Origin of the sequence: Exiguobacterium sp. SL-10, from assembly GCF_004337025.1 — a bacterium.
Classification (GTDB): Bacteria; Bacillota; Bacilli; order Exiguobacteriales; family Exiguobacteriaceae; genus Exiguobacterium.
This window is the reverse complement of sequence record NZ_SJUP01000002.1, coordinates 72,556-96,625: the sequence shown is the minus strand read 5'-3', so window position 1 is coordinate 96,625 and position 24,070 is coordinate 72,556. Positions and strand designations below refer to the sequence as shown.

Genomic DNA, 24,070 nt, shown 5'->3' with positions numbered 1-24,070 from the left:
CGCTCCCCGGTAACCTTTCAATCAACCATAGTTTACTCATTTCCCATCTCCTTTTCAGCCCTCATGATATGAGTCGTAAACGTAGTATCCGTCCCCACCGCAGCTTTTCGCGACATACATCGCCGCGTCCGAATGGTGGATGATCGTGTCGAGCGAGGTTTGGTCCATCTTAGAGTAGGCGACACCGACACTTGCAGACAATCCTAGCCTCAAGCCGTTCCCGACCATCATTTCCTGGGAAATGATATGGTTCAACTCACAAAACTTGTTTGGATCGAGCGCTTCTGGCTCCGCTTCGGTGACGATTAAAAACTCGTCGCCCGCAAATCGATACGCTTTCCCTGAAACCGTTTGGCTGAATGCGCGAATTCGTTTCGCCGTCTCGATGAGCACTTCATCCCCAATCAAGTGACCATAGGAATCATTCACTTGTTTAAAATCATCCAAATCGATAAACAGGAGGGCGACCGCCTGTTTCCGATTCATTTTCTGTCTCAAATCGGTCATGAGCGAATGACGGTTCGCCAGCTTCGTCAGCCCGTCTTGGGTAATGAGCTCGATCACTTCTTGATGTTTGCGTTCACGCCGAATCTCGTTTTCCATCCAACGGGTCACGAGCATGATTGTATCGGTCATCTCGTTGATCGTCACCGAATCGGCGACATCGTCCAAGCTCCCTTGTTCAGCTAAAAAGACAATCCATCCGAACGTCTTCCCTTCATTCGCTAGAGGCAGGCTGACCATCGAGGCAAACTCGACACCTTCAATGACGAGTTCGTTCCGGTCCAACTTTTGATGACCGATCGTCGTCAAGGCGTGCAGTTGCTGCAATTCGTCTCTCTTCCAATCGAGTTTGCTTTCCCCATCCTTTGATAAGATGCGATGTGTGGACTCCGTCGAGAAAACAAGCGCGTGGGAATACCCGATCCATTCACGGAGCACCGTCTGGATCCGTTTCAATTTATCGCTGAACGGTTCGTGGATGGCCGTCACTTCATAGAGTGACTCGAGTGTCTGTTGACGCCGGGTTTGCGCCCGCGCTTGCTCGGTCAATTCGATTTCCGCCATGATCCATCTGGCGAAATCTTCGAGTGTTTGCAGGGCCTCGGCATCGAAGCGACGCGACCGTTCGTCGGTCACGCATAACGTCCCGATGACGTGACCGCTTCGCGTCAAGAGCGGCACACCGGCATAAAAACCGACTCCTTCGAATAACGGGCTGACTGTCATCGCCTCGAACGTTCGTACATCCTCGATGACGAGCGCTGATTTTCCTGTCACGACACGATCGCACAACGTCCACTTCCGTTCCACGCTCGGACTTTCAAGCGCGACCCCTTGGCAGGATTTAATCCATTGTTGATCTGTCGTCAAAATCGAAATCAGTGCGACCGGCATGTCCAACGTGCGGGCAACAAGCCGTGAAATCCGGTCGTACCGTTCTTCTCGCGGGGTGTTTAAAATTTCAAGACGAAGAATCGCCTTTAACCGTTCGGCCTCCGTCTCATCGAGTGACGTCATCAGTAAGGTTGGGTCAGGCTGTTCGTGACGTAGTGCCGCATGTTGCGCGACGAGCGCTTCAAGCGCCTGCTTGAGTCCAGATGGTAAAAGGGGGCGACTGAAGAAGTATCCTTGGACTTCATCACATCCGAGCTGATCAATCGTGCGATACTGCACCTCGGTCTCCACACCTTCAGCCGTGACCTCTAAACTCAATTTCTTGGCGAGTGAGACGATCAGTTTGACGATCTCGTACTCTTTCAACCCGTTGTCTTGATCCAATTGATTGATGAACGAACGGTCAATCTTGATGCCATCGATATCAAACATCTTCAAGTAGTTGAGCGATGAATAGCTGACCCCGAAATCGTCAATTAAAATCCGGAACCCTTCCACTTTCAAATAATCCACCGTTTGAATGCCGAGGAGCGGTTCTTGCATGAGCGTATGTTCTGTGATCTCAAACTCGAACTGCTCCGGGAGCAGCCCATATGTCGAGAGGATTGGCAGTAGCTGCTTCATATAGTCTTGGCGGAACAATATCGGCGAGACGTTGACTGCGACACGCCGTCCTTCAAACAAGTCGGGCTGATCGATCATGTCACGACAGACCCGGTCCAAGACGAACTCGGTAATGTCCTCAATCAAAAGTGACTTTTCAGCAATCTTAATAAACGTTTCCGGCGAGACGTTCCCAAGTGCCGCGCTTTGCCAACGTACGAGCGCCTCAAAATGAACCATCCCGTCCTGACACCTGACTTTCGGCTGATAGACGACGCTCAGTTCATCCGCCTTCAATCCTTTGGCGAGTTCCATCTCAATCGTCATCTCATCGATATAGTGCTGCACGTAATCATCTTTCTCGTACACTTTGATGATTTGTTTCCCAGCCTGCCTCGCTTCGAGGAGCGCCGTCGATGCGTTCATGATGACCCGGTCAGCATCCTCGATCCCCGCGCTGATGCCGAGACAGCCGGACAAGGCGAATTCCGTCTCGGCAACTTGGTACGTGTAGTCGGCAATGGCCGCGAGCAATCGCTCCCCATGGATCGTCGCCGTCTCAATTGATGTGTACGGCAAGACGACGATAAAATCTTCCCCGTCGACGCGACCGATGATCGAGCCTTTCGGCAATAGATTCGACAAGTGCCGAGTCATCTCTTTGATCAAGCGATATGACTGTTCCACGCCTTGGAGGGATAAGATAATCTTGAATCGATTGATGTGTAGGCGCATGACGCTCGTCGCTTCCGTTTCTTGCCGAAGGAATAACTTCTCAAGCTCGAGTTTCACTTTCATCAAGTTCGGCATTCCGGTCAAGTAGTCGATATTTTCGATACTGCTCAACAGTTTCATTTCCGCCTCTTCCGATAAATCGGTCGTCAATCCGAGGACGTACCGGACCTCTCCAGCCTCGTCCTCGAGTGGCATGAGCACGGATGAGGCGAAACGGGCCGTATTGACGTCAATATTCATTTTCGATATGAAATACACCGGTTCGTTCGAGGCGACGACCTCGTCATAATGCATAATCAGCTCGTTGGCGACCTCGGCCGCATACATGTCGTGCAAGTAACGTCCGCCTACGTCGTCCGGAAGCGAGGACGCCAGTTTCCCCTGTTCACTGACACGCACGTAACGATAACCGTCAGGCGTCACTTCCATCAAAAACACCATCCGGTATAGATGAACGAAAACATCAAACAAGTAATGCGGATCAATCTTCATCTGCTGCATACTGTACCTCCAGCCAATCTCCGTTTCTTCTAGTTTAGTTGTTTTAGACGATGTTGTTCACGAAACCGTTCAAAAAAAGGGAAAACATTTTTTAAGGTGTACGGGAAAACGGGTATAGATAGGTAAAAGTCGCAAAAGCGAGGTGAACCATCATGCTCAGTCGAAACGTCTATCCACAGACACGCCCAGGGAAATGGTCGGTCCTCTTGTTGCTCGCTGTGTTCTCTCTCTTAATCGTTTTTGCCCTCATCGTCCAATCGGGTCAACCGTTCAATCTCGACACGCTATTTGACAACGGGTGGGCTGCCGTCGTATCGATCTTAGCTATCGCCGCCGCGTTTGGAGCGTTTATCGTAGGACTCTATACCATCTTCCGCAACCACGAACGCTCGGCCGCCGTCTTCTTTACCGTCTCGATTGGCGGACTTGTCGCCTTGTTCGTCCTCATGCAACTGTTTCTTTAATCAAAAACGCACCTATCCATTTTAGGACAGGTGCGTTTTGGTCAGAGAAGCTCTTTCGCGAGGAGACGATAGACGTTCAGTCGACTCTCTTGTGTATGTTGGATGCTGCAAATCATCGCCTCATCAAATCCATAATGGGCCGACTCTTCTTGCAGTTGTGTCGCAATCTGCTTCGGTGTCCCGACAAGATGAATCTTCCGGTTGTTGGCGATTTGAATCTTGTCGATCTCGGTGAGCGGATAATCGCGCGCTGCCTCCGGGCTAAGCAATTGCCGGAGCTGGCCCTTCATCAAAAACAGGCGCGACAAATCCGACGGGCGGGCCAAATACTCGGCCTCTTCTTCCGTCTCAGCCGTCGTGACGAGATACGTCACGCTGATGTCCGGCTTCTCCATGAATGCGGACGGGGTGAAGTGATGACGATACGCATCGAGCGCAGCGACGCTTAACTCCCCATTAAAGAACTGAGCGAACGAATAGCCGAGCCCCATCCGTCCTGCTTGGATGGCGCTGTTCCCGCTCGACCCGAGGAGCCACGCCTCTGGAAGCGTCACTCCGGTCGGAGCGGCCGGCGTATTCTTGTACCACCGTTCGTCTGGTGCCTCATCGTTGATCAGTTGCAACGTCGTCCCGAGTTTCTCATATAGACCGTCCATCATCGGCTTTTGACCTTGCGACATCGCGTAGATGGCGTTAGAATCCCCGCCCGGTGCCCGGCCGACCCCGAAGTCGATCCGTCCCGGCGCTAGCGCGCTGAGCGTCTTGAACACTTCCGCCATTTTGAGCGGCGAATAGTGCATCATCATGATCCCACCGGATCCGAGACGAATCCGTTCTGTTTTCGCCGCGATATAAGCCGCAACGACTTCCGGTGCCGAGCTCGCGAACGACATACCGCCGTGATGTTCGGCCATCCACATCCGGTAATAACCTAGTTCCTCTGCCACTTGGGCGAGTTCGACCGCACTTTGCAGCGCGTGTTCTGACGTATGGCCAGATGTCACTGGCGCTTGATCGAGTACACTTAATCTCATCTGTATCGCTCCGTTCTTAAAGTATATATGGTGAATATCTCGAATTTGTAAGACTCGCCGTCATCATACTAAAGTGAGCACGAGAATACGAGCAGTTCGCTCGTGAGAGCGTTCTCTTTTTTCAGAAAATTGCAACGAGTTGTTGCCTGCTACGTATCCTCTTCTCTATAATGAACGAGAAGAAACTATTCTTTTATAGCGATTCATTCAAGCATGATGGGGACATGCAAGTGAAGCGCGCCAACTACTTTTTTCGGGGAAAAGGGGTAAAAAACATGAATCAGACACCAAACAGGCCTGGTCAAGGCGGGCCGATGTTCACATCCTGGGATTATTTTAAGTTCATCTTTCCATCACTGATTGGTACTTTATTCTTCATCGTGCCTGTCCCGACCGAGGACGGATTTACGATTCCGGTCGCACTCTTGTCGAATCAGCTGATCGACCTCATCGGCGGGACCGTTCCGACGCTTGCCGTCATCATGATGGGCATCTCGGTGCTTGGGTCATTGTGGACGTATTTGGCTAAACCGGCGTTCATTTTAGAGCGACCGCACTTCAATTCACTGTTCAACGTCACACCGTTCTGGTTCGGGATGCGAGTCGTCGGTTTTATTGCCGGAATGATGACGCTTCTCGTGATTGGACCGGAGATGATCACATCCGAATTTACAGGCGGACTCTTGTTGTATGATTTGATTCCGATTTTATTCGCGACGTTTTTATTTGCCGGGATGTTGCTCCCGCTCCTGTTGAACTTCGGGTTGCTCGAATATGTCGGGACGATGCTCACTAAAGTGATGCGTCCGCTCTTCAAACTTCCAGGACGGGCCTCGCTCGACTCGCTCGCATCTTGGGTCGGAGATGCGACGATTGGGATTTTGTTAACGACGAAACAATATGAAAACGGCTACTATACAAAACGAGAAGCCGCCGTCATCGCCACGACATTCTCCGTCGTCTCGATCACGTTCACCATCGTCATCTTATCGTATATGGAGCTCGACGCTTACTTCTTGCAATACTACGGCGCGATTGTCTTATCCGGGATTGTCGCAGCGTTGATTATGCCTCGAATTTATCCGTTGTCGAAAAAGGCGGATACACCGTACGAAGAAACTGAATTAAAACCAGAAGAACCGGTGCCGGCTAACGTGAAGATGCGCACATGGGCGTTGCGCCAAGCACTCTTGAAGTCTAAATCGAGCAAAGGGGCCGTCGCCACGCTCAAAGACGGTTTCCAAAACGTGCTCGACATGTGGCTCGGCATCTTGCCGGTCGTCATGGCGGTCGGGACGATCGCGCTCGTCATTGCAGAATATACGCCACTCTTCACGATTCTCGGTAAACCGTTCGAACCGATTTTGATGTTGCTCCAAGTTCCGGAAGCCGAAGCCGCGGCCCAGACGATGGTCGTCGGGTTCGCCGACATGTTCTTGCCGGCTGTGCTCGGAAGCGGGATCGAGAGCGAGTTGACGCGGTTCGTCATCGCCACGGTATCGGTCACGCAGCTCATCTTCATGTCGGAAGTCGGTGGATTACTCCTCGGGTCGAAACTGCCGATTTCATTCTTTGACCTCGTCCTCATCTTCTTGCTTCGGACGTTTATCACCTTACCAATCATCGTCGGGATTGCCCACTTGGTCTTCTGACGTCACAACGCCTCTTCTCATCGTTTCCTGAGAAGAGGCGTTGTTTGTATACTAAAGAAAAAGGAGGTACGTCATGGAACATCATTACGCAGGTCAGCTCGAGCTCGCGAAAAAAGGCTATGCCGGCATCGTCGACCCTGTCGCTTATGTGAACGACCGCTATCATGGCCATTGGACGGTCAAGAGCGAGAAACACATCAGCGGGGTTCCGGTGTTACTTCAAAAAGCGTTCAACGGCGGCAAGAACAATTGTACGCTTACCTCGATGACGGCCATTTTTCGCTATTACCATGACCTTGGCTATGAACGCATCCCTGAGGACGTGATCGAGATTCAACGAGATGCGCGTAAGATTGCGCTCGCCCATCAATTTAAAGACGAGAAAGGCACACCGCCGACACGAATCAGTACAATCGTCACAAAACTGTGGGCCCATTACGGCTACAACGGGCACAGCAGCTCACGTTATTTATGGAAATGGTCGACGTTCGAGCGTGAACTCGCGGCAAACCGTCCCTTCATCTTGAATATGGCGAACGGTTTTTATAAGAACCATTCTGTGACTGGAATCGGGTACATCATCTTCCGCAAACCCGGCTTTCCCGACGTCATCTTGCTCGAGGTGCTCGATAACCGGTCACGTGATATTCGCTATATCGATTTCAACGAGTTCAACTTTTGGGGCAGCATCACGCGCGTTCATCCGCCAAAGCTTGACGTTCAGCCGAAATAATGACGAGCGCTCGCCTCGATTGCCGCTGCGATTCGGATGATATGCTCCCGTTTCGCATACGAACCATGGTGGAGCCCGAACGCATCTCGACCGTTCCCGAGACCGACGAACACTTCGGACGGTTTGAAATGTAACCCGATCATCGGGATACCGAGCGTCGCATGATAGCCGAGTTCGAACCGGGCACTCGGATACGCCTCGACTTCCCCTTGATCTGTGAAACCCGGGAACACGGCGCAGTTTTCTCGCCCAAGGACGATCACACGGGACGGATTGACATGACGAATCGTCCGTTCGAGCAAATCGAGCGATGTCGGGTGCTCCATCCATTGACGTCCCGTTCGCAATTGACCCATCTGACCCCACGTCGCATATTTGAAGAAGTCGACATGAAGCGCGGATCCGTCGTAAAATGAGCGGCCCATTCCTTCAAGTATGGCTTCGAGCTTCGCCCCTCCCGGTTTGCCGAACCAGCTCGTCGTCGCCCGTCCGGCCTCGAAGTAAGTCGCGGCGTAGTCAAGCGTCGCTTCGAGCGCACGTTCATCTTGTAAGTAGACATCGAGTGATTCGTCACGCCAATAGAACTTTTGTGACTCTCCTTTACGAACGGTCCCGTCCCGTTCGAAAAATTCGCCGCGCGACGGATTCGTCCCGATGGTGAGCCACTGTTTCTCTGTCGGCCTCCCGTACCATAAGACCGGGGATGCCCCCTCAATCAGCTCCGTCTGAAACGACGACGTCATGAGCGCTTGTTGAAATCGAATCGCATCTTGCAATAGCACACGTACCTGATCCATCGTGCCACATCCTCTCTACTCGGTCGTTTCCCGCTTTCAGGCACATGTAAAATACGTTATAGTGAGAGGACGAAGCCAAAAAAAGGACGTGGATCTATGCGTATCAATAAATTCATCAGTGAATCCGGCAAGGCGTCCCGCCGCCAAGCCGACCGTCTCGTCGAAGAGGGACGGGTCACCATCAACGGGAAGAAAGCGAAAATCGGCGACCAAGTGAACCCAGGAGACGAAGTGCTCGTCAACGGTTCGGCCGCCCGCGTCGCCCGAAACAACGTTTATATCGCCGTCCATAAACCGGTCGGCATCACGAGCACGACCGAGAAGAAAGTTAAAGGCAACTTGGTCGACCTCGTCAACCACCCGCTCCGCATCTTCAATATTGGTCGCCTCGATAAAGATTCGGAAGGGCTCATCTTGATGACGAATGATGGCGATATCGTCAACGAAATCCTTCGCGCAGAGGGTGAGCACGAGAAAGAATACATCGTCTCGGTCGATAAGCCGATTACCCCGGAGTTCGTCGAACAAATGGAAGCCGGCGTCAAAATCCTCGGCCAGAAGACGTTGCCGTGTAAAGTCCACCAACTGTCGAAGTTCGATTTCAACATCACGCTGACGCAAGGTCTCAACCGCCAAATCCGTCGCATGTGTGAAGTGCTCGGTTACGAGGTGTACCGGCTTCAACGCGTACGTGTCATGAACATCACACTCGGCAAGCTCCCGCCCGGACAATGGCGCGATCTGTCGAAGAAAGAGCGCGAGCAGTTGTTCCGCGAATTGAACTACGAACCGAAAGAATGGTATTAAAACAAGCCCAGACGCTTTTGTCTGGGTTTGTCATCGTTCATAGAGTGATGCGACGTGGTCGGTCTCACGAAGAATGAAACGTTTGAGCTGGGCGCTCAGATCATCGAGTTGCCCCATCGTTGTCTTGAACTTGAAGACTGCATGGAAATGGTCGAACGGATCGTGTGGCCACTCGTCATGGATGAAGACGTCGACTTGAATCGTGCCTGTCCGATCAATCCGCGTGAAGGTGAGGTTGATTTTTTGGTAATCCGCATCCGGGTCCACTAACTGCCAAATCACGGGTTCCTTCCCCCAGGTGTTATTGAATCCAGCAATCGAGTCAATCAGTTCTTGCAGTGTCTCGTCCTGCATATATACATCTTGAGTGCTCGAACAGACGGATGCATGGAGGTAAAGCCTAATCTGATAAAACAGTTCGGTCTCATCCATCCAAATTCGTTCCATCTCGAATTGGGTTTTCATTCTCTATACCTGCCTCTCGTGTAACGCGCTTTGCTTACTCCGGACGAAGCGATTCGACGAGATCGGTTTCGCGTGCCAAGAAAGCCGACAATTGTCGCTGCAACTCATCCATCTGACCCATCGTCGTCTCGAACGAGAACGTCGCCTTCATGTCCCCGCCATCGCCTTTCATTTGTTCAATATCGACATTGACCCGAACGGTCCCTCTCGCATACGCAAGTTCGAACGTCAAGGAGACGTGGACGAGCGGAACATCGAGTGTCCACGTCTTGGGCGACTTCCCATTTCGTGCATTGAACGCGGATAACATAGAGACGAGCGCGTCGATATCGGATGCGGTGACATACTCGTCCACCGTGACCTCGCACCATTTTGCTTTTAACGTCAATGCCACATTCATCTCGCGCGCATCCTCCCAAACGCGTCTCATCTTGAACTGTTCGACCATAGCCATCCCCCACTCTCATTTCGACTATATCATGTCGTTTCAACGAAATCCGTCAACTTTTCACCAAAACGGGAATAGACTTATACAGACGATTTTGAAACGAAAAGAGGTGAATCGTCATGAATGGCGCCTTGTTCCCTCGCACCTCGATCGGCAAGTGGTCGATTATCCTCATCGGCTTGTTCCTGGCCATGTACGTGCCGTTCCTCCTGCTCGATAACTTCGATACGACCTTTCATTCGACGCTTTGGAGCGACAACGCCGCGAACATGCTTCGGCTCAGCTATATGACCACGTTCTTCGTCCTCGGGCTCGGAGCGTTCGTGACCGGGTGGTGGGCCATCTTGAAACAAAAAGAGTATGCCGTGCTCGTCTTCTTCGCGGCCGTGCTCGGCTCCGGACTCTTCATTTTATTGGTCATGGAGCTCCTCGGTATCATCGAGTAGAAGACAAAACAAGGAGTTCGCCGTGGCGGACTCCTTGTTTATGATGGTTTAGCGGACGAAGACGTACTTCGTTTGACTCACGTGACCTTTTGCATCCTCGATGTGTACCGAGAGACGCTCCCCTTTTTTGAGGGTGCGTGTCTTCGTGACGAATGTACCTGTAAGTCCGGTCGTCCCTTTTCCGATGACGCGGCGCTTCGCGTCGCGGACGATGACCGTCATCCCGGCGTCCCCACGTCCTGTCACTTGCTTCGCATTCGCTCGAGGGGTCGAGACCGTCGGGCGTTTCGCACGGGCACCTTTCATAACAAGAAGACGCTCGCTCGAGACGAACTTCCCATTGCTATACACAACACGGAGCACCGTATCTTGTTTTTGAGCCCCAATCTTCAACGCGACACGAGCTTGTTTCGACGTGCCTGTCGCCAGACGTTTCTCACCTTTATAGACGGTTACTTTTGTTCCACTCTTCACACTAGCAGCAAACACTGTCGAATTATCACGAACCACACTAGGCTTAGCATTGAGGCTTAGCATCGACGCTGCGTGATGTACGTTGACCTTACCGTAGCCACTGATGTAGTCATAGTTGAACGGAAGTTCTTCTTCAGGATCATCCATGAAGTAGTCCAGTCCGTCTTCATAACTGATTCCGCCTGGCGCATCCCCCCCTGAGAAAGCAAGGGGTTCCGCTGTTCGATGGAGCAACTGACGTACTTCTTCCACTTTGAGCGTCGGGCGGGTCGACAACAATAATCCCACAACAGCTGAGACGTGCGGGGTCGCCATACTCGTCCCGTCCATATAGACGACATTCCCGTTCGGAATAAGACTCGCGACTTTCGTTCCTGGCGCTACGACATCGACACCGCGGCCATAGTTCGAGTAATCCGAGACGATACCGAACGTGTTGGTTGCGCCGACTGAAATCGTATATTTCGATGAGGCAGGGTACGAGAGGTTTGAATCTCCCTCGTTTCCAGTAGCTGCTACGACGACGACGCCGCGGTCATAGGCGTACTTCAGCATATAACCGATTGTTCGACTCTGACTTCCGCCAAGACTCATGTTAATGACTTTGGCACCTGCATCGACGGCATATTTAATCCCAAGCGCAATTTGTTCTGTATCACCTGAACCGCTCGCGTCGAGCACTTTGACCGGAAGAATCGAGACAGCCGGCATGATTCCGCGCATCGATGTCCCGTTGTTTTGAATGGCACCGATGACACCGGCCACGTGTGTCCCGTGTCCATGGTCATCGAGGGCACTCCCTTCCCCGTTCGGGTCGACAAAGTTTTTCTCATTGGCGATATCGACACGCCCTTTGAAGTCAAGGAGGCGATAATCGACACCTGTGTCGAGTACAGCTACTTTGACCGATCGAGCCGGTAAGTTGAGCGACTCGAATCCATCAAGTCCGATTCCAGCCTCTTGGAACGGCTGCAATACTGACTTCGGGTTGAGTGACCATTGATAGTCGTAGCTTGTGTCGGCCATGAACGCTTGATACGTTTGGACCGGCTCAATGAATTCGACGTTCGCATCACGCTCAAGCGTCGACTTGGCCGTCGCCTGCGTTTTCGTGCTCGCCGCTTCGACATCGACGACCGCGAAGTGGTCACCCGGACGGCCGAGGTCTACCTGCTCCGCCGAGACGTTCGACAATGCGTTGATCTTGCCGATGGACTTGCTCGGTGACGACTTATATTTGACGATATAACGCGGGGCGTCATCGATTTCAATTGACATCCCGAACTTACCCATCACGTCTTGAAGCGGCGTATCGGCAAGTGCATCGGTGCCGAGTGTGGCTGCTACCTTGTTTACTTCTGTTTGCAACGCTTTCGGGACGTTTGTCATCACGAACGCCTGCAAGCTCTTGATGGCAGCCTCATCTGCTTTCGTGAGCGTGTACGCCTTACGGTCGACGAGCGCGTTCATAAGCGGCTGTAACGTCTTCAAATCATTGTACGCTTGTTGGCGTTTGGCTCCATCTTTCACGATCGCTTTGATCAAGTATGGTGACGTGCGATAGTACAAAGCAGCCAAATCGTTCCCAGCCTCAGACTGTGATAACACATCCGTCTGAATGCGACGGATGAGTTTTAACATCGAGTCGCGCTCCGGCGTTGGATTCAAAATTGACTCAACCGCGCACATGCCAGCCTCGGTCTCGATGTTCTCGTATTTAACCGGCAATTTGACCGGGTTGTAGACGAGCTTGATGTCAGACGCGGCGGCTTCTGCCTCTTCTGTCATGGGCAGATACTCGACTTTGATATAGTACGGCCCTTCCCACGCATACGGAAGACGAATCGTCGCCGTCTGCGCATCTTCTTCCTGCGTCGCACTCGCTCGATACGGCTCGAACGTCTCATCTTTCGCTGCCATGTCGGCACTTGGATAGACGGAGATGTTCGCGAGCTTTGTTGACTCGAACTGGACTTCCATATGCGTCATCGATGACGGGGTACCCCGTTCCATCTTGAACCAATATGTATTCGTTGCGTCCGTCCCGGTCTCAAACGTGACCTCTATCCCCGGACTGAGCGTCTTCGCCTCTTGCATGCCCGCTCCGGCGTCCGCACTCACGTGGGGTGGAATCAAGGCCAAGACAAGCATAAGCACCGTGACAATCGATAAAATTTGTTTCCATGTTGCTTTCATCTGTTTTCCTCATTTCTATATGTCCAAAGCTTCAACCGACGGATCCGTCAATTCATGTATACGTGATAATGGCTTGAAGGTTCCAACAATTAACTACAAAAAATCACTTAATTTCATTATTTTAGGAAATGAGTATTTTGTCTATCTCTAATCTATTTTTTTTGAAAAAAAATTTAAAAAGGCCAGAGGATCGTCCTCTGACCTAGATGTACATTTACGTTTATTTTGCTGTGACGCCCCCATCGACGGGGAGTTCGATTCCCGTGATGTGATTCGCCTCGTCCGATGCGAGGAAGAGGACGGCTGCCGCCACTTCCCCCGCCTGACCGAGATGTGGCAGGGCAATTTGATTCAAAAAATGCTGTTTATAGTCCGGATGCTCCATGTGTGGCGCGCTCATCGGCGTCACGATATAGCCCGGATGAACCGAGTTGACGCGAATGTTGTGTTTCCCATAGTCGACGGCCGCCGCCTTCGTAAGTGAACGCACGGCTCCTTTTGAGGCTGTATAGGCACCGGCACCTGCCATACCGGTTAATGCCGAGATTGACGAGATATTGACGATTGAACCCCCACCATTTTGTTCCATGAGCGGGATCGCATATTGCGTACCGAGCATGACACCATCGATGTTGATCCGGTACGTCCGGGCCCAGTCTTCCTCCGTCTGGTCTAAGAACGGCTTCGCGAGCGCGATGCCCGCATTGTTGACGAGCACATCGAGTTTGCCGCACACGGATTGGACTTCATCGTAAATTCTTTCCCAGTCACCACGCGAGGTGACGTCGTGCTGAAGCGCGAGCGCCTCGCCCCCGCTTGACCGAATCGTTTCGACGACGTTCGTCACGGCCTGTAAATTAATGTCGGTCGCGACAACAGTCGCCCCTTCGCGTGCGAACAGCTTGGCTGTCTCCTCACCCATACCACTTCCTGCCCCCGTAATGACCGCTACTTTCCCCGTTAACCGCATTGTTCCAGCTCCAATCTTATATCATGATAGTCTAACTATCATAATAATAGTCGATGCACATTCGATTCTCAACGAAACTGCTTCAACGCGTTATAATGACAAGAGAACAAAGAGGTGATGACATGAGTAAACGTCAACAAAACAAAGAAGAACGGTTAAATCGCATTATCAGCCAAGCTGAAATCCTGTTTCTGAAAGACGGGTTCGAGCGCGTCCAAATGCAGGACATCGCTGATGCCGCCGAAATCGGTGTCGCGACACTGTTTCGCTATTTCCCGAAAAAAGACCAATTGATCGTCGCCGCGGCTGTCCGCAACTTGACACCGACGCTCGACGCATTCAAGGAGCTAACGAGTCAGTCGGGAGACGCCTACTCGCGACTCAAGGCGATCGTAGACTATTTGCTCGACCAACAAATGAAACGGACGAGCCATTCTCGTTTCCGTGAAGCGTTCGAGAGTTACGCGTCGTTCGTTCCAACTCCCCTACCAGGGATTGACGATTACATCGAGTTACAACGCGAGATCATGGAGACGCTCGAACCGCTCATCGAAGCCGGGAAGACGGACGGCTCGCTTCGAGGCGACATCGACGTGAAAACGACCGTCGTCACCATCATCAACGCGTTCGGGACGTTCGGCAACAATATCATTTTGAAGTCCCACATCAGTTATTTAGAAGACGATATCGAGCCATTGATCCAACAACGGGTGTTGCGAGAGATGCTCTTGTCGTATGTGCGCCCATAACGAAAGCCCCTTCGCGTGAAGGGGCTTTATTCGTGCAGTTCGAGCGGCAGACCGTCCGGGTCAAAGAAGAACGTCATCTTCTCGCCCGTGAACGTATCAACCCGGATCGGTTCTGTCGTGACACCGTGCGTATTCAGTTCGGCGACGACCGACTCGATGTCGTCGACTTTGAAGGCGAGATGACGCAATCCGCACGCCTCCGGGAAGCTCGGCCGTTTCGGGCTATCCGGTTTGATAAACAGCTCGAGCTCATACGTACCGAGCCGCAGGTCGATCTTGTGGTCGCCCTTGTCCGGACGATGATGCTCGCGGATGACACCGAAACCGAGGATGTCGATGTAGAACCGCTTTGCCTGGTCATAGTTCGAGGCGATAATCGCCACGTGATGGATTGTATGTAATTCCATAAAAATCCCCCATATACAAAAAAATGAGCACCTCTCACTAGAGGTGCTCTCGAAAAGTCTACCGCGTCGAACCACGCTCCACAACGTGCTCCCGAAGGAATGTCCGCCGTCTTACATAGACCAGCTCATCGCATGTACTCAACTATAGGCGAATCCGGACCCCGCGTCAATCTTTTGTTTGAATCGGGTTGACATCTTCCTAAAAATTAGGATAATCAATAGTGTTAGCACTCTTGTAACCAGAGTGCCAAAAATGAACAAAAAAAAGGAGAACGATCATGACAAAGAAACAGTTTCAAGCCGAATCGAAACGAATTTTAGAGTTGATGGTCCACTCAATCTATACGCATAAGGACATCTTCCTCCGTGAGCTCATCTCGAACGCGAGTGACGCCATCGACAAGATGTATTACCGGGCCCTGTCGGACGAGGCAATTGACTTCAACAAAGATGATTACTTCGTCAAAGTCGAGCTCGACAAGGACGCTCGTACGATCACCATCCGCGACACCGGAATCGGGATGACGGCCGACGAGCTCGAATCGAACCTTGGGATCATCGCCAAGAGTGGCTCGCTCGCGATGAAGCAGGCGACGAAGATGGAAGAAGATCACAGCCTCATCGGTCAGTTCGGTGTCGGGTTCTACTCGGCGTTCATGGTCGCCGACCGCGTGACGGTCCGTACCCGCTCGGTCGACAGCGAACAAGGTTACTTGTGGGAATCAGAAGGCACGGACGGCTATACAATCGAGCCGACGGACAAGACCGACATCGGGACCGAGATCACGTTGCACGTGAAAGCCGATACGGACGACGAGACGTACTCATCATTCCTCGAGGAGTACGAGATTCGCTCGCTCATCAAGAAGCACTCGGATTTCATCCGCTATCCGATCAAGCTCGATGTGACGAAGCACCGTCAAAAAGACGATTCAGAAGAGTACGAGGACTATATCGAAGAAGAGACAATCAACAGCATGGTGCCGATTTGGCGCAAACGGAAGAGCGAGCTCTCGGACGAAGACTACAAGGCGTTCTATCATGAGAAACGCTACGGCTTCGACGAGCCGCTCAAGCACCTCCACTTGAACGTCGACGGCACGATCCGGTATCAGTCGATCCTCTACATCCCATCAACGGTCCCGTTTGACTATTACACGAAAGAGTTCGAGAAAGGACTCGAGCTGTATTCGAACGGCGTCTTGATCATGGAGAAGTCGCCTGACCTGCTTCCGGACTATTTCGGTTTCGTCAAAGGAATGGTCGACTCGGAAGACCTATCGCTCAACATTTCCCGGGAAATGTTGCAACAAGACCGCCAACTTCGCGTCATCGCGAAGAACGTGAAGTCGAAAATCAAAGGCATGCTCGAGAAGATGCTCCAAAACGAGCGTGAGAATTACGAGAAGTTCTTCGAGTCATTCGGCCGTCAAATCAAGTTCGGCGTCTACGACCAATTCGGCGCCGCCAAGGACGAGTTGAAAGACTTGCTCTTGTTCCACTCATCGAACGAGAACAAGCTCGTCACGCTCAAAGAGTACGTCGAGCGCATGAAAGACGACCAGAAGTACATCTATTACGCGACGGGCGAATCGATTCATCGAATCGACCTGTTGCCACAGGCGGAGCGCTTGAAAGAAGAAGGATTTGAGATTCTCTACTTCACTGAAGAAATCGACGAGTTCGCGATCAAGATGCTCCAGTCGTATGACGACAAAGAGTTCAAGTCGATCGCGAGCGGTGACCTCGGGCTTGATGACGAGGCGGCCAAGTCGCTCAACGAGGAAAACAAGGACTTGTTCGCCTTCATGAAGGATGAACTCGGGGACCGCGTCAAAGAAGTGCGCGCGTCGACACGCCTCAAGTCACATCCGGTTTGCTTGACGGTCGCCGGCGACGTCTCGATCGAGATGGAGAAGATTTTGAACACGATGCCGAATGGCGGCGGCATGAAAGCCGAGAAAGTGCTTGAAGTGAACGCCGATCACGCCATCTTCCAGACGTTACAGCGCACCTATAAGGAAGATGAAGCGAAAGCGAAACAGTATACCGATTTGCTCTATCAGCAAGCGCTCCTTATCGAAGGGCTACCGATTGAAGATCCAGTCGCCTATTCGAATGCGGTGTGTGCGTTGATGGCTGAATAATGGAAAGACAGAGGGCGACCTCTGTCTTTTTCATTTATTCAGTGAGAGACGTGATACAATTTATGTAGATGAAATTCTTAGGAATGAGGTGTCGTATGCTGTTCGAAAAGAATAAATTATACAAGCGTTCTGAACTCCATGACCATTACGGTGGGAGCCGTCAACGTGGAATTAGTACCCCAAATAAACATAAACTCATTTTTATGTTCGATAGTGGGATGGATGAAGAGTTTGGATATAAAAATGGTTGGAACGAAGATGACGGTCTCTACTATTACAGTGGTGAGGGACAGGAAGGAAATCAATCGTTTTCGTTTGGGAATAAAGCACTCCTCAATCATATAGAGAATGGCGAAGACGTTTATTTATTCGAATCGCTCGGACGAGGGACCTACCGCTTTGTCGATCAACTCATTTTAATTGGCTACGATATTCAATTTGGAATCGATAAACATCATAACCAGCGCGAAGTCATCGTCTTTGCTTTTGAACCATTACACGTGATTCAGGAAGAAGCTCATCAATTCTCATCGACGATGCGCTATAAAACGATTGAAGACTTAGAAGAAATCGCTTCTCGTGATCCAAAACGAGCTACTGGTTTAAGTATGTCGGCACGAAAGTTACAAGTTCGCGAACAAACAGCGGCACTTCATTATTATGTGCTAGCTCGTGCCAATGATTGCTGTGAAGCCTGTGGGCAACCGGCTCCTTTTGAAACAGAAGAAGGTCCCTACCTCGAACTCCACTCACTTTATAAAGAATCAGATGACGGTTTGTCACGACCTGATCAAGTTGTAGCGGTTTGTCCAAACTGCCACGCTCGCCTTCATAAAGGAAAAGACCGAGCAGAATTTAATCAACACATTATAAATACAAGTCAGCAACCTTGATCTACTTCAGATCGAGGTTTCTTTATTTGTAATTGATAATCTAGTGATTTATGACGAGAATCATAGATTCATTTTTTCATCAAACCCATGCCGATGAATTAGGTTTTATTTTTTTCGCATAGGTTATTGAAAACAAAAACACATTTGTTTTGTAATCGTTTTCTTTCCTTTCATCAAGCGATTTACCCATTTAACGTTGATATATCAACATTTTACCAGACATGCAAACGCCTTGACATTTTTGGCGGGTTATATGAAGTTAGTATTACATTATAATTATTCTAGTAGAGACGAAAGTCCACTAGAGTAAAAAACCAAGGAGGACATATCCCATGTCATTAATCGGCAAAGAAATCTTACCTTTCAAAGCACAAGCATTCCAAACAGGTGAATTCCTCGAAGTATCAGACAACGACTTCAAAGGTCAATGGAGCGTCGTTTGCTTCTACCCAGCTGACTTCACATTCGTCTGCCCGACTGAACTTGAAGACCTTCAAAACGAATACGCTACATTGAAAAATCTCGGTGTTGAAGTCTACTCTGTATCGACGGACACACACTTCACGCACAAAGCATGGCACGAAACATCAGAGAAAATCGGCAAAATCGAGTACATCATGATTGGTGACCCATCACACACAATCTCACGTAACTTCGACGTCTTGAACGAAGAAGATGGCCTTGCTGACCGCGGTACGTTCATCATCGACCCAGACGGCGTCATCCAAACTGTTGAAATCAACGCAGGCGGCATCGGCCGTGACGCGAGCACACTCGTCAACAAAGTCAAAGCGGCACAATACGTCCGCAACAACCCAGGCGAAGTTTGCCCGGCGAAATGGGAAGAAGGTTCTGAAACACTTCGCCCGAGCCTCGACCTCGTCGGCAAGTTGTAAGGAGCGGATTACATGTTAGAAGCAGATATTAAGCAACAGTTGGATCAATATCTCCAGCTCATGGAGGGCGATGTCGTCCTCCGTGTCAGCGCTGGAGACGACGCGGTCTCAAAAGAGATGCTCGACCTCGTGAACGAACTCGCAAGCATGTCGTCACGCATCTCAGTCGAGAACGTCACGCTCGAACGCACACCGAGCTTCAGTGTGAGCCGTCCGTCTGAAGAGACAGGGATTGTCTTCGCAGGGATTCCGCTCGGTCATGAGTTCACCTCACTCGTCCTCGCGTTGCTCCAAGTGAGCGGCCGGGCGCCGAAAGTGGACGCGGATGCGATCAAACAGATTCAAAACATTCAAGGCACGTACCACTTCGAATCGTATATCAGCCTCAGCTGCCACAACTGCCCGGACGTCGTCCAAGCACTCAACGTCATGAGCGTTCTCAACCCGAACATCTCACACACGATGATCGACGGTGGCGCGTTCAAGGCAGAGGTGGAAGCGAAAGAAATTATGGCTGTCCCGACCGTCTTCTTGAACGGTGAGGCGTTCGGCAACGGACGCATGTCACTTGAAGAGATTTTGGCGAAACTCGGTACTGGCCCGGACGCTTCAGCGTTTGAAAACAAAGAGCCGTATGACGTCCTTGTTATCGGTGGTGGCCCGGCCGGTTCAAGCGCAGCAGTTTACGCGGCTCGTAAAGGCATCCGGACCGGCATCGTCGCAGAACGCTTCGGTGGTCAAGTGATGGATACGATGGGGATTGAGAACTTCATCGGCACCTCTTACACGGAAGGCCCGAAACTCGTTGCGAGCTTGGAAGAGCACGTGAAAGAGTACGGCATCGACGTCATGAACCTCCAACGCGCGAAGCGCCTCGAGAAGAAAGACCTCGTCGAAGTCGAACTTGAGAACGGTGCCGTCTTGAAGAGTAAGAGCGTCATCCTCTCGACAGGTGCACGCTGGCGCAACGTCAACGTACCAGGGGAAGCCGAGTTCAAAAACAAAGGTGTCGCCTACTGCCCGCACTGTGATGGCCCTCTCTTCGAAGGCAAGCGCGTCGCGGTCATCGGTGGCGGTAACTCTGGGATTGAAGCAGCCATCGACCTCGCTGGGATCGTCAAACACGTGACGGTGCTCGAGTTCGCTTCTGAACTCAAAGCCGACCAAGTGCTTCAAGACCGTCTCCACAGCCTCCCGAACGTGACCGTCGTCACGAACGCTCAGACGACAGAAATCACGGGTACGGACAAAGTGAACGGCATCTCGTACTTGTCGCGTGAGACGAACGAAACACATCACGTCGAACTCGAAGGCGTCTTCGTCCAAATCGGCCTCGTCCCGAACACGGACTGGCTCGACTCGGTCGAACGCAACAACTTCGGTGAGATCGTCGTCGACCGTCACGGCTCGACAAATATTCCAGGCGTGTTCGCAGCAGGCGACTGCACGAACAGCGCCTACAAACAGATCATCATCTCGATGGGTTCTGGTGCGACTGCCGCACTTGGTGCTTTCGATTATATGATTCGCAACTAATAGAGAACGCGTCCTCAGCTTCGAGGACGCGTTTTTTAGATTTCGAATGTTTTTCCGGAGTCCGGGATGAACAAAATCGATTGACCGGTTTCAGTTTTAAATACATAAGCCACACTTGGAATAAACGGATTCCAATCATCTCCGCTTGTGCGTACACTTTCCGTATAAGTAACGTTCCCATACGTTGTAAATAGTTCTTGTTCCGCTGCAGCGACTGAGTAAGTCGGAATTGAAAGGACAATCGACGCACCGACTAAAAATATCGCAACAAAACCAGACCACCATTTGCGTTTCGGATACGTGATTCTCACTAAGATCAATATTGAAACCATCCAACTAATCGGCACCCAAAACGTCGCTGCCTGTCCGTACCACCTGTCATTCACATAAAACAAAGCAATCGCCACAATCAACCCACTCATCCACCACCACTTCATCCCTATCACCTCACTTCAATTATCCCAAAAACAGGAAAATAGGCAACTTCATTTTAATCCAAACCAACCGCTTCAAACGTTTCATTTCCCCGGAAAGTGGAATAGCGGACAAGAGAACGGATTTTGAATGAGGAGGCATTTTATGAATATCCCAACCATCAAACTGCATGACGGCTACGAGATTCCGTCTATCGGGCTCGGCACCGTCTATTTACGAGGCGAACCGGGCGTCGACGCCATCACGAGCGCCATTCGCAACGGCTATCGGCTCATCGACTCAGCGATTCGTTATGACAATGAAGGGGCAGTCGGCGAGGCTGTCCGTCAATCCGGCATCCCGCGCGAGCAGCTGTTCTTGACGTCGAAGCTCCGCGCACAATACTTCGACTACGATGCCGCGCTGGAAATGATTCGCGAGTCGCTCTATCGGGCGAATCTCGACTATTGGGACTTGTTCCTGTTGCATTGGCCGAACCCGAAACAAGACAAGTACGTCGAGGCGTGGCGCGCCCTCATCCAAGCGAAAGAGAACGGATGGATCCGCTCCATCGGCGTCTCGAACTTCATGCCCGAGCACCTCGATCGTTTGATCGAGGAGACGGGTGAGACACCGGTCATCAACCAAATCGAGATGCACCCCTACTTCTCCCAAGTCGAGCAGCGTCAGGCCGACAAAGAGCGCGGCATCATCACCGAAGCATGGAGCCCTTTGAGCCGAGTCCGGACCGTCACGCATGACGAGACAATCGCCGAGTTAGCGCGACAAAAAGGCAAGACTGTGTCCCAAGTCATCTTGCGTTGGCACGTCCAACTCGGTGTCATCCCGCTCCCGCGTTCATCGAGCGAGTTGCACCAAAAGGAGAATCTCGACGTCTTCAACTTCGAACTGACCGAGGACGAGATGGAGACGCTCAGCGCACTCACGAAGCTAGACGGCCGCATCGACAACCAAGACCCGAGAGAATACGAGGAATACTAAAAAAGATTGAGCCGCGTGGCTCAATCTTTTTTCGTTAAAACGCCGGAATCGCCGTTTCTTCGTAATTCTCTTCCAAGAACGCTCGGACTTCGTCACTTGTGAGCGCTTCGCCGAGTTTCTGGATCGCTTCTTCGTCTTTATTGTCTTCACGGGCCACGAGCGTGATCGCGAAGTCGTTCTCGACACCTTCCGTCAAGAGCGCATCGCTCTTCGGTGTCAAGCCGAGTGGAGCCGCATAAGCCGGCGTCATGAGAACCGCATCGACGTCGTCATACGCACGCGCGAGCATAAGCAAATCGACTTCCTCGAACTTGAGGTTCTTCGGGTTTTCCGTGATATCGGCTTGCGTGTAGTACGAACCGTTCTTCTCACCGAGCTCAATCACATCGTGTTGGGCGAGCAACGAGAGCGAGCGGTCGATGTTTGAGACGTCATTGGCGATGGCGAGCGTCGCGCCTTCCGGGATATCGTCCATATTGTCATACTCTTTCGAGTAGACGCCGTAGTTGGCGAAGTAAATCGGTTCGATCGGGACGAGGTTGGCGTCATTGCTGCGGTTGAACTCTTCCATGTACGGGACGTGTTGGAAGAAGTTCGCATCGACTTCTTTCGCTGCGAGCGCCGTGTTCGGTTGGACGTTGTCGCCGAGGACGACGATTTCGAGCTCGATGTTATCTTCTGCGAGCTGTTCTTTCGCGATTTCAAGCATATCGGTCATCGGTGGGATGAGCGATGCGACCTTGAGTGTCTGTGGCTCGTTTGACGGGGCTTCCGTCGTAGATGTTTCCGAGTCGTTCCCGCATGCCGCGAGGACGAGTGTGAGTGAGGCGAAAAGCGCCATTAATTTTTTCATAAGTTCTCCTTCTTTCTGTAGATGATTAGCGTTTGTCGATGAGTCGGGCCACCGTCGTACCGGTGAACTGAATCATCTGGACGAAGACGAGCATGATGAGAATCATGTACATCATCAGCTCCGTCTTGAACTGTTGATAGCCGTAGCGGATAGCAAAGTCTCCGATGCCGCCGCCCCCGACCACCCCCATGATGGTCGAGTACGAGATGAAGCTGATGATCGACGTCGTGAGCCCAAGGACGAGACCGGAACGGGCCTCGACGTATAGGAACTTGAAGATGACGTCTTTGATGGACGCCCCCATCGACACGGCCGCTTCGACGACGCCGCGCGGGACGTCAAGGAGCGACTGCTCGACGAGACGCGAGTAATGGGCGATGGCGATGATGGCGAGTGGCACGGTTGCCGCCGCCGTCCCGATGGCCGTTCCGATGATGAGCCGCGTAAATGGAATCAAAAACACGACGAGTAACAGGAACGGGAACGAGCGGACGATATTGACGACCAAGTTGAGCACGGAGAAGACGGCCCGATTCTCGAGCAGCTGTCCTTTTCGTGACAAGTAGAGCCACGTCCCGAGCGGCAGACCGAGGAGGACGGCCGCGAGAATCGACACGCCGACCATGATGAACGTTTCCCCGATCGATTGCCAGATCTCGGTCTGATATTGCAGGAGCACCTCAGGCATTCGGCTCACCCGCCTTCTTCAGTTGATTGACGAACCAGGCCGGATTGTCGTCGATGTCTGCGACCCCGCTCGGAATGACGTCAATCGTCTCATACACCGAGCCGTCCGCCATGACGGTCACGCGGTCACACACTTGCTTGATGACGTCCATCTCATGTGTGACGATGACAATCGTGACGCCGAGCCGCTCGTTAATCGACTTCAACACGCCGAGCACTTCGGCCGTCGTGTTCGGGTCGAGCGACGACGTCGGCTCGTCGCACAACAAGACGTGCGGTTCGTTCGCGAGCGCCCGCGCGATGGCGACGCGTTGCTTTTGACCACCGCTGAGCTGCGCCGGGTACTTGTCTTTGAACGACTCGAGCCCGACGAAACGAAGGCACTCGAGCACTCGAGCCTCATGTGTCGCGCGCGGTCGGCCGGCCAGTTTCAACGAGGCGGCCACATTGTCATAGACGGTCTTGTTCGCAACGAGATTGAACTGTTGGAAAATCATGCCGATGACGTGGCGCTTCTCGCGCAGCTGTCGACTCGATAGGCCCGTCAACTCATCGCCATCGACCGTGACTTGACCCGCGTCTGGTGTCTCGAGCAAGTTCATCAAGCGGAGCAACGTCGACTTGCCGGCCCCGCTCGCCCCAATGACGCCATAAATCTCGCCGCGATTGATTTCAAGTGAGACGTCTTGGACGGCTTTATCACGGCCAAACTGTTTGCTGACATTCGTTAACGTGATCATAGACGGTTCCTTTCTTTCGTGAT

The 24,070-nt window shown here is 51.8% G+C and carries 23 protein-coding genes; 11 read left to right on the top strand and 12 right to left on the bottom strand.

Annotated elements, in window-relative coordinates:
• Window positions 1-54 precede the first annotated feature (54 nt).
• Window positions 55-3,237: an EAL domain-containing protein gene (locus tag EVJ33_RS03415; protein WP_131434473.1), complete on the bottom strand. Its 3,183-nt coding sequence runs from the start codon at window positions 3,235-3,237 to the stop codon at window positions 55-57.
• 152 nt (window positions 3,238-3,389) lie between these two features.
• Here EVJ33_RS03415 and EVJ33_RS03410 point away from each other — a divergent pair, with 152 nt between their 5' ends.
• Window positions 3,390-3,701 carry a hypothetical protein gene (locus EVJ33_RS03410; protein WP_131434471.1) on the top strand — a complete coding sequence of 104 codons (312 nt, stop codon included), beginning with the start codon at window positions 3,390-3,392 and terminating at the stop codon, window positions 3,699-3,701.
• 41 nt (window positions 3,702-3,742) lie between these two features.
• On the opposite strand, the gene EVJ33_RS03405 is transcribed toward EVJ33_RS03410, so the two are convergent.
• Window positions 3,743-4,735, bottom strand: a complete 993-nt coding sequence (locus tag EVJ33_RS03405; protein WP_131434469.1) for an LLM class flavin-dependent oxidoreductase — start codon at window positions 4,733-4,735, stop codon at window positions 3,743-3,745.
• Window positions 4,736-5,010: 275 nt separating this feature from the next.
• Between EVJ33_RS03405 and EVJ33_RS03400 the strand changes: the two genes are divergently transcribed.
• Window positions 5,011-6,387, top strand: a complete 1,377-nt coding sequence (locus EVJ33_RS03400; protein WP_236634519.1) for a YjiH family protein — start codon at window positions 5,011-5,013, stop codon at window positions 6,385-6,387.
• A 73-nt stretch (window positions 6,388-6,460) separates the two neighbouring features.
• Window positions 6,461-7,120 carry a C39 family peptidase gene (locus tag EVJ33_RS03395; RefSeq protein WP_131434467.1) on the top strand — a complete coding sequence of 220 codons (660 nt, stop codon included), beginning with the start codon at window positions 6,461-6,463 and terminating at the stop codon, window positions 7,118-7,120.
• Here EVJ33_RS03395 and EVJ33_RS03390 read toward each other — a convergent pair.
• Window positions 7,108-7,917, bottom strand: coding sequence for a hypothetical protein (locus EVJ33_RS03390; protein ID WP_131434464.1), 810 nt, complete (start codon window positions 7,915-7,917; stop codon window positions 7,108-7,110). The genes EVJ33_RS03395 and EVJ33_RS03390 overlap by 13 nt on opposite strands.
• A 96-nt stretch (window positions 7,918-8,013) precedes the next feature.
• Between EVJ33_RS03390 and rluF the strand changes: the two genes are divergently transcribed.
• The gene (rluF, locus tag EVJ33_RS03385) at window positions 8,014-8,724 is read left to right on the top strand and encodes a 23S rRNA pseudouridine(2604) synthase RluF (RefSeq protein WP_131434462.1); all 711 of its coding nucleotides are present in this window, start codon (window positions 8,014-8,016) and stop codon (window positions 8,722-8,724) included.
• 30 nt (window positions 8,725-8,754) lie between these two features.
• Here the strand turns inward: rluF and EVJ33_RS03380 are convergent, their stop codons facing one another.
• Together EVJ33_RS03380 and EVJ33_RS03375 are read right to left on the bottom strand one after the other, a co-directional pair.
• Complete coding sequence (locus tag EVJ33_RS03380) at window positions 8,755-9,189, bottom strand: hypothetical protein (protein ID WP_131434460.1); 435 nt, start codon at window positions 9,187-9,189, stop codon at window positions 8,755-8,757.
• Between the two features lie 34 nt (window positions 9,190-9,223).
• Window positions 9,224-9,643, bottom strand: coding sequence for a hypothetical protein (locus EVJ33_RS03375; RefSeq protein WP_131434458.1), 420 nt, complete (start codon window positions 9,641-9,643; stop codon window positions 9,224-9,226).
• 113 nt (window positions 9,644-9,756) lie between these two features.
• Here EVJ33_RS03375 and EVJ33_RS03370 point away from each other — a divergent pair, with 113 nt between their 5' ends.
• On the top strand, window positions 9,757-10,083 hold the full coding sequence (locus EVJ33_RS03370; protein WP_131434456.1) for a hypothetical protein: 327 nt from the start codon (window positions 9,757-9,759) through the stop codon (window positions 10,081-10,083).
• Window positions 10,084-10,131: 48 nt separating this feature from the next.
• Here the strand turns inward: EVJ33_RS03370 and EVJ33_RS03365 are convergent, their stop codons facing one another.
• The gene (locus tag EVJ33_RS03365) at window positions 10,132-12,753 is read right to left on the bottom strand and encodes a S8 family peptidase (protein WP_131434454.1); all 2,622 of its coding nucleotides are present in this window, start codon (window positions 12,751-12,753) and stop codon (window positions 10,132-10,134) included.
• Window positions 12,754-12,973: 220 nt separating this feature from the next.
• Entirely contained in the window at window positions 12,974-13,723 is a 750-nt protein-coding gene (locus tag EVJ33_RS03360) for an SDR family NAD(P)-dependent oxidoreductase (RefSeq protein WP_131434452.1), read from the bottom strand.
• Window positions 13,724-13,845: 122 nt separating this feature from the next.
• Between EVJ33_RS03360 and EVJ33_RS03355 the strand changes: the two genes are divergently transcribed.
• Window positions 13,846-14,472 carry a TetR/AcrR family transcriptional regulator gene (locus tag EVJ33_RS03355; RefSeq protein WP_131434450.1) on the top strand — a complete coding sequence of 209 codons (627 nt, stop codon included), beginning with the start codon at window positions 13,846-13,848 and terminating at the stop codon, window positions 14,470-14,472.
• 26 nt (window positions 14,473-14,498) lie between these two features.
• Here the strand turns inward: EVJ33_RS03355 and gloA2 are convergent, their stop codons facing one another.
• Window positions 14,499-14,879: an SMU1112c/YaeR family gloxylase I-like metalloprotein gene (gene gloA2, locus EVJ33_RS03350; RefSeq protein WP_131434448.1), complete on the bottom strand. Its 381-nt coding sequence runs from the start codon at window positions 14,877-14,879 to the stop codon at window positions 14,499-14,501.
• Window positions 14,880-15,157: 278 nt separating this feature from the next.
• Between gloA2 and htpG the strand changes: the two genes are divergently transcribed.
• The 4 genes from htpG (at window position 15,158) to ahpF (ending at window position 20,351) form a co-directional block, all read left to right on the top strand.
• Window positions 15,158-17,026, top strand: coding sequence for a molecular chaperone HtpG (htpG, locus tag EVJ33_RS03345; RefSeq protein WP_131434446.1), 1,869 nt, complete (start codon window positions 15,158-15,160; stop codon window positions 17,024-17,026).
• A gap of 95 nt (window positions 17,027-17,121) precedes the next feature.
• Window positions 17,122-17,919 (top strand): SRA domain-containing endonuclease, encoded by a 798-nt coding sequence (locus EVJ33_RS03340; protein WP_161566887.1) that lies wholly within the window; start codon window positions 17,122-17,124, stop codon window positions 17,917-17,919.
• Between the two features lie 332 nt (window positions 17,920-18,251).
• Window positions 18,252-18,815, top strand: coding sequence for an alkyl hydroperoxide reductase subunit C (gene ahpC / locus EVJ33_RS03335; protein ID WP_034803599.1), 564 nt, complete (start codon window positions 18,252-18,254; stop codon window positions 18,813-18,815).
• Between the two features lie 12 nt (window positions 18,816-18,827).
• Window positions 18,828-20,351 (top strand): alkyl hydroperoxide reductase subunit F, encoded by a 1,524-nt coding sequence (ahpF, locus tag EVJ33_RS03330; RefSeq protein WP_131434442.1) that lies wholly within the window; start codon window positions 18,828-18,830, stop codon window positions 20,349-20,351.
• 35 nt (window positions 20,352-20,386) lie between these two features.
• Here the strand turns inward: ahpF and EVJ33_RS03325 are convergent, their stop codons facing one another.
• On the bottom strand, window positions 20,387-20,788 hold the full coding sequence (locus EVJ33_RS03325; RefSeq protein ID WP_131434440.1) for a hypothetical protein: 402 nt from the start codon (window positions 20,786-20,788) through the stop codon (window positions 20,387-20,389).
• A 142-nt stretch (window positions 20,789-20,930) separates the two neighbouring features.
• Here EVJ33_RS03325 and EVJ33_RS03320 point away from each other — a divergent pair, with 142 nt between their 5' ends.
• The gene (locus tag EVJ33_RS03320) at window positions 20,931-21,767 is read left to right on the top strand and encodes an aldo/keto reductase (RefSeq protein ID WP_131434438.1); all 837 of its coding nucleotides are present in this window, start codon (window positions 20,931-20,933) and stop codon (window positions 21,765-21,767) included.
• Window positions 21,768-21,801: 34 nt separating this feature from the next.
• Here EVJ33_RS03320 and EVJ33_RS03315 read toward each other — a convergent pair whose 3' ends face one another.
• Genes EVJ33_RS03315 through EVJ33_RS03305 form a run of 3 tightly spaced genes read right to left on the bottom strand, consistent with a single transcriptional unit; the run spans window position 21,802 to window position 24,047 of the window.
• Window positions 21,802-22,620: a MetQ/NlpA family ABC transporter substrate-binding protein gene (locus EVJ33_RS03315; protein ID WP_131434436.1), complete on the bottom strand. Its 819-nt coding sequence runs from the start codon at window positions 22,618-22,620 to the stop codon at window positions 21,802-21,804.
• 25 nt (window positions 22,621-22,645) lie between these two features.
• Window positions 22,646-23,308: a methionine ABC transporter permease gene (locus EVJ33_RS03310; RefSeq protein WP_131434434.1), complete on the bottom strand. Its 663-nt coding sequence runs from the start codon at window positions 23,306-23,308 to the stop codon at window positions 22,646-22,648.
• Window positions 23,301-24,047 carry a methionine ABC transporter ATP-binding protein gene (locus EVJ33_RS03305; protein WP_131434432.1) on the bottom strand — a complete coding sequence of 249 codons (747 nt, stop codon included), beginning with the start codon at window positions 24,045-24,047 and terminating at the stop codon, window positions 23,301-23,303. Before EVJ33_RS03305 ends, EVJ33_RS03310 begins: the two co-directional genes overlap by 8 nt.
• Window positions 24,048-24,070 lie beyond the last annotated feature (23 nt).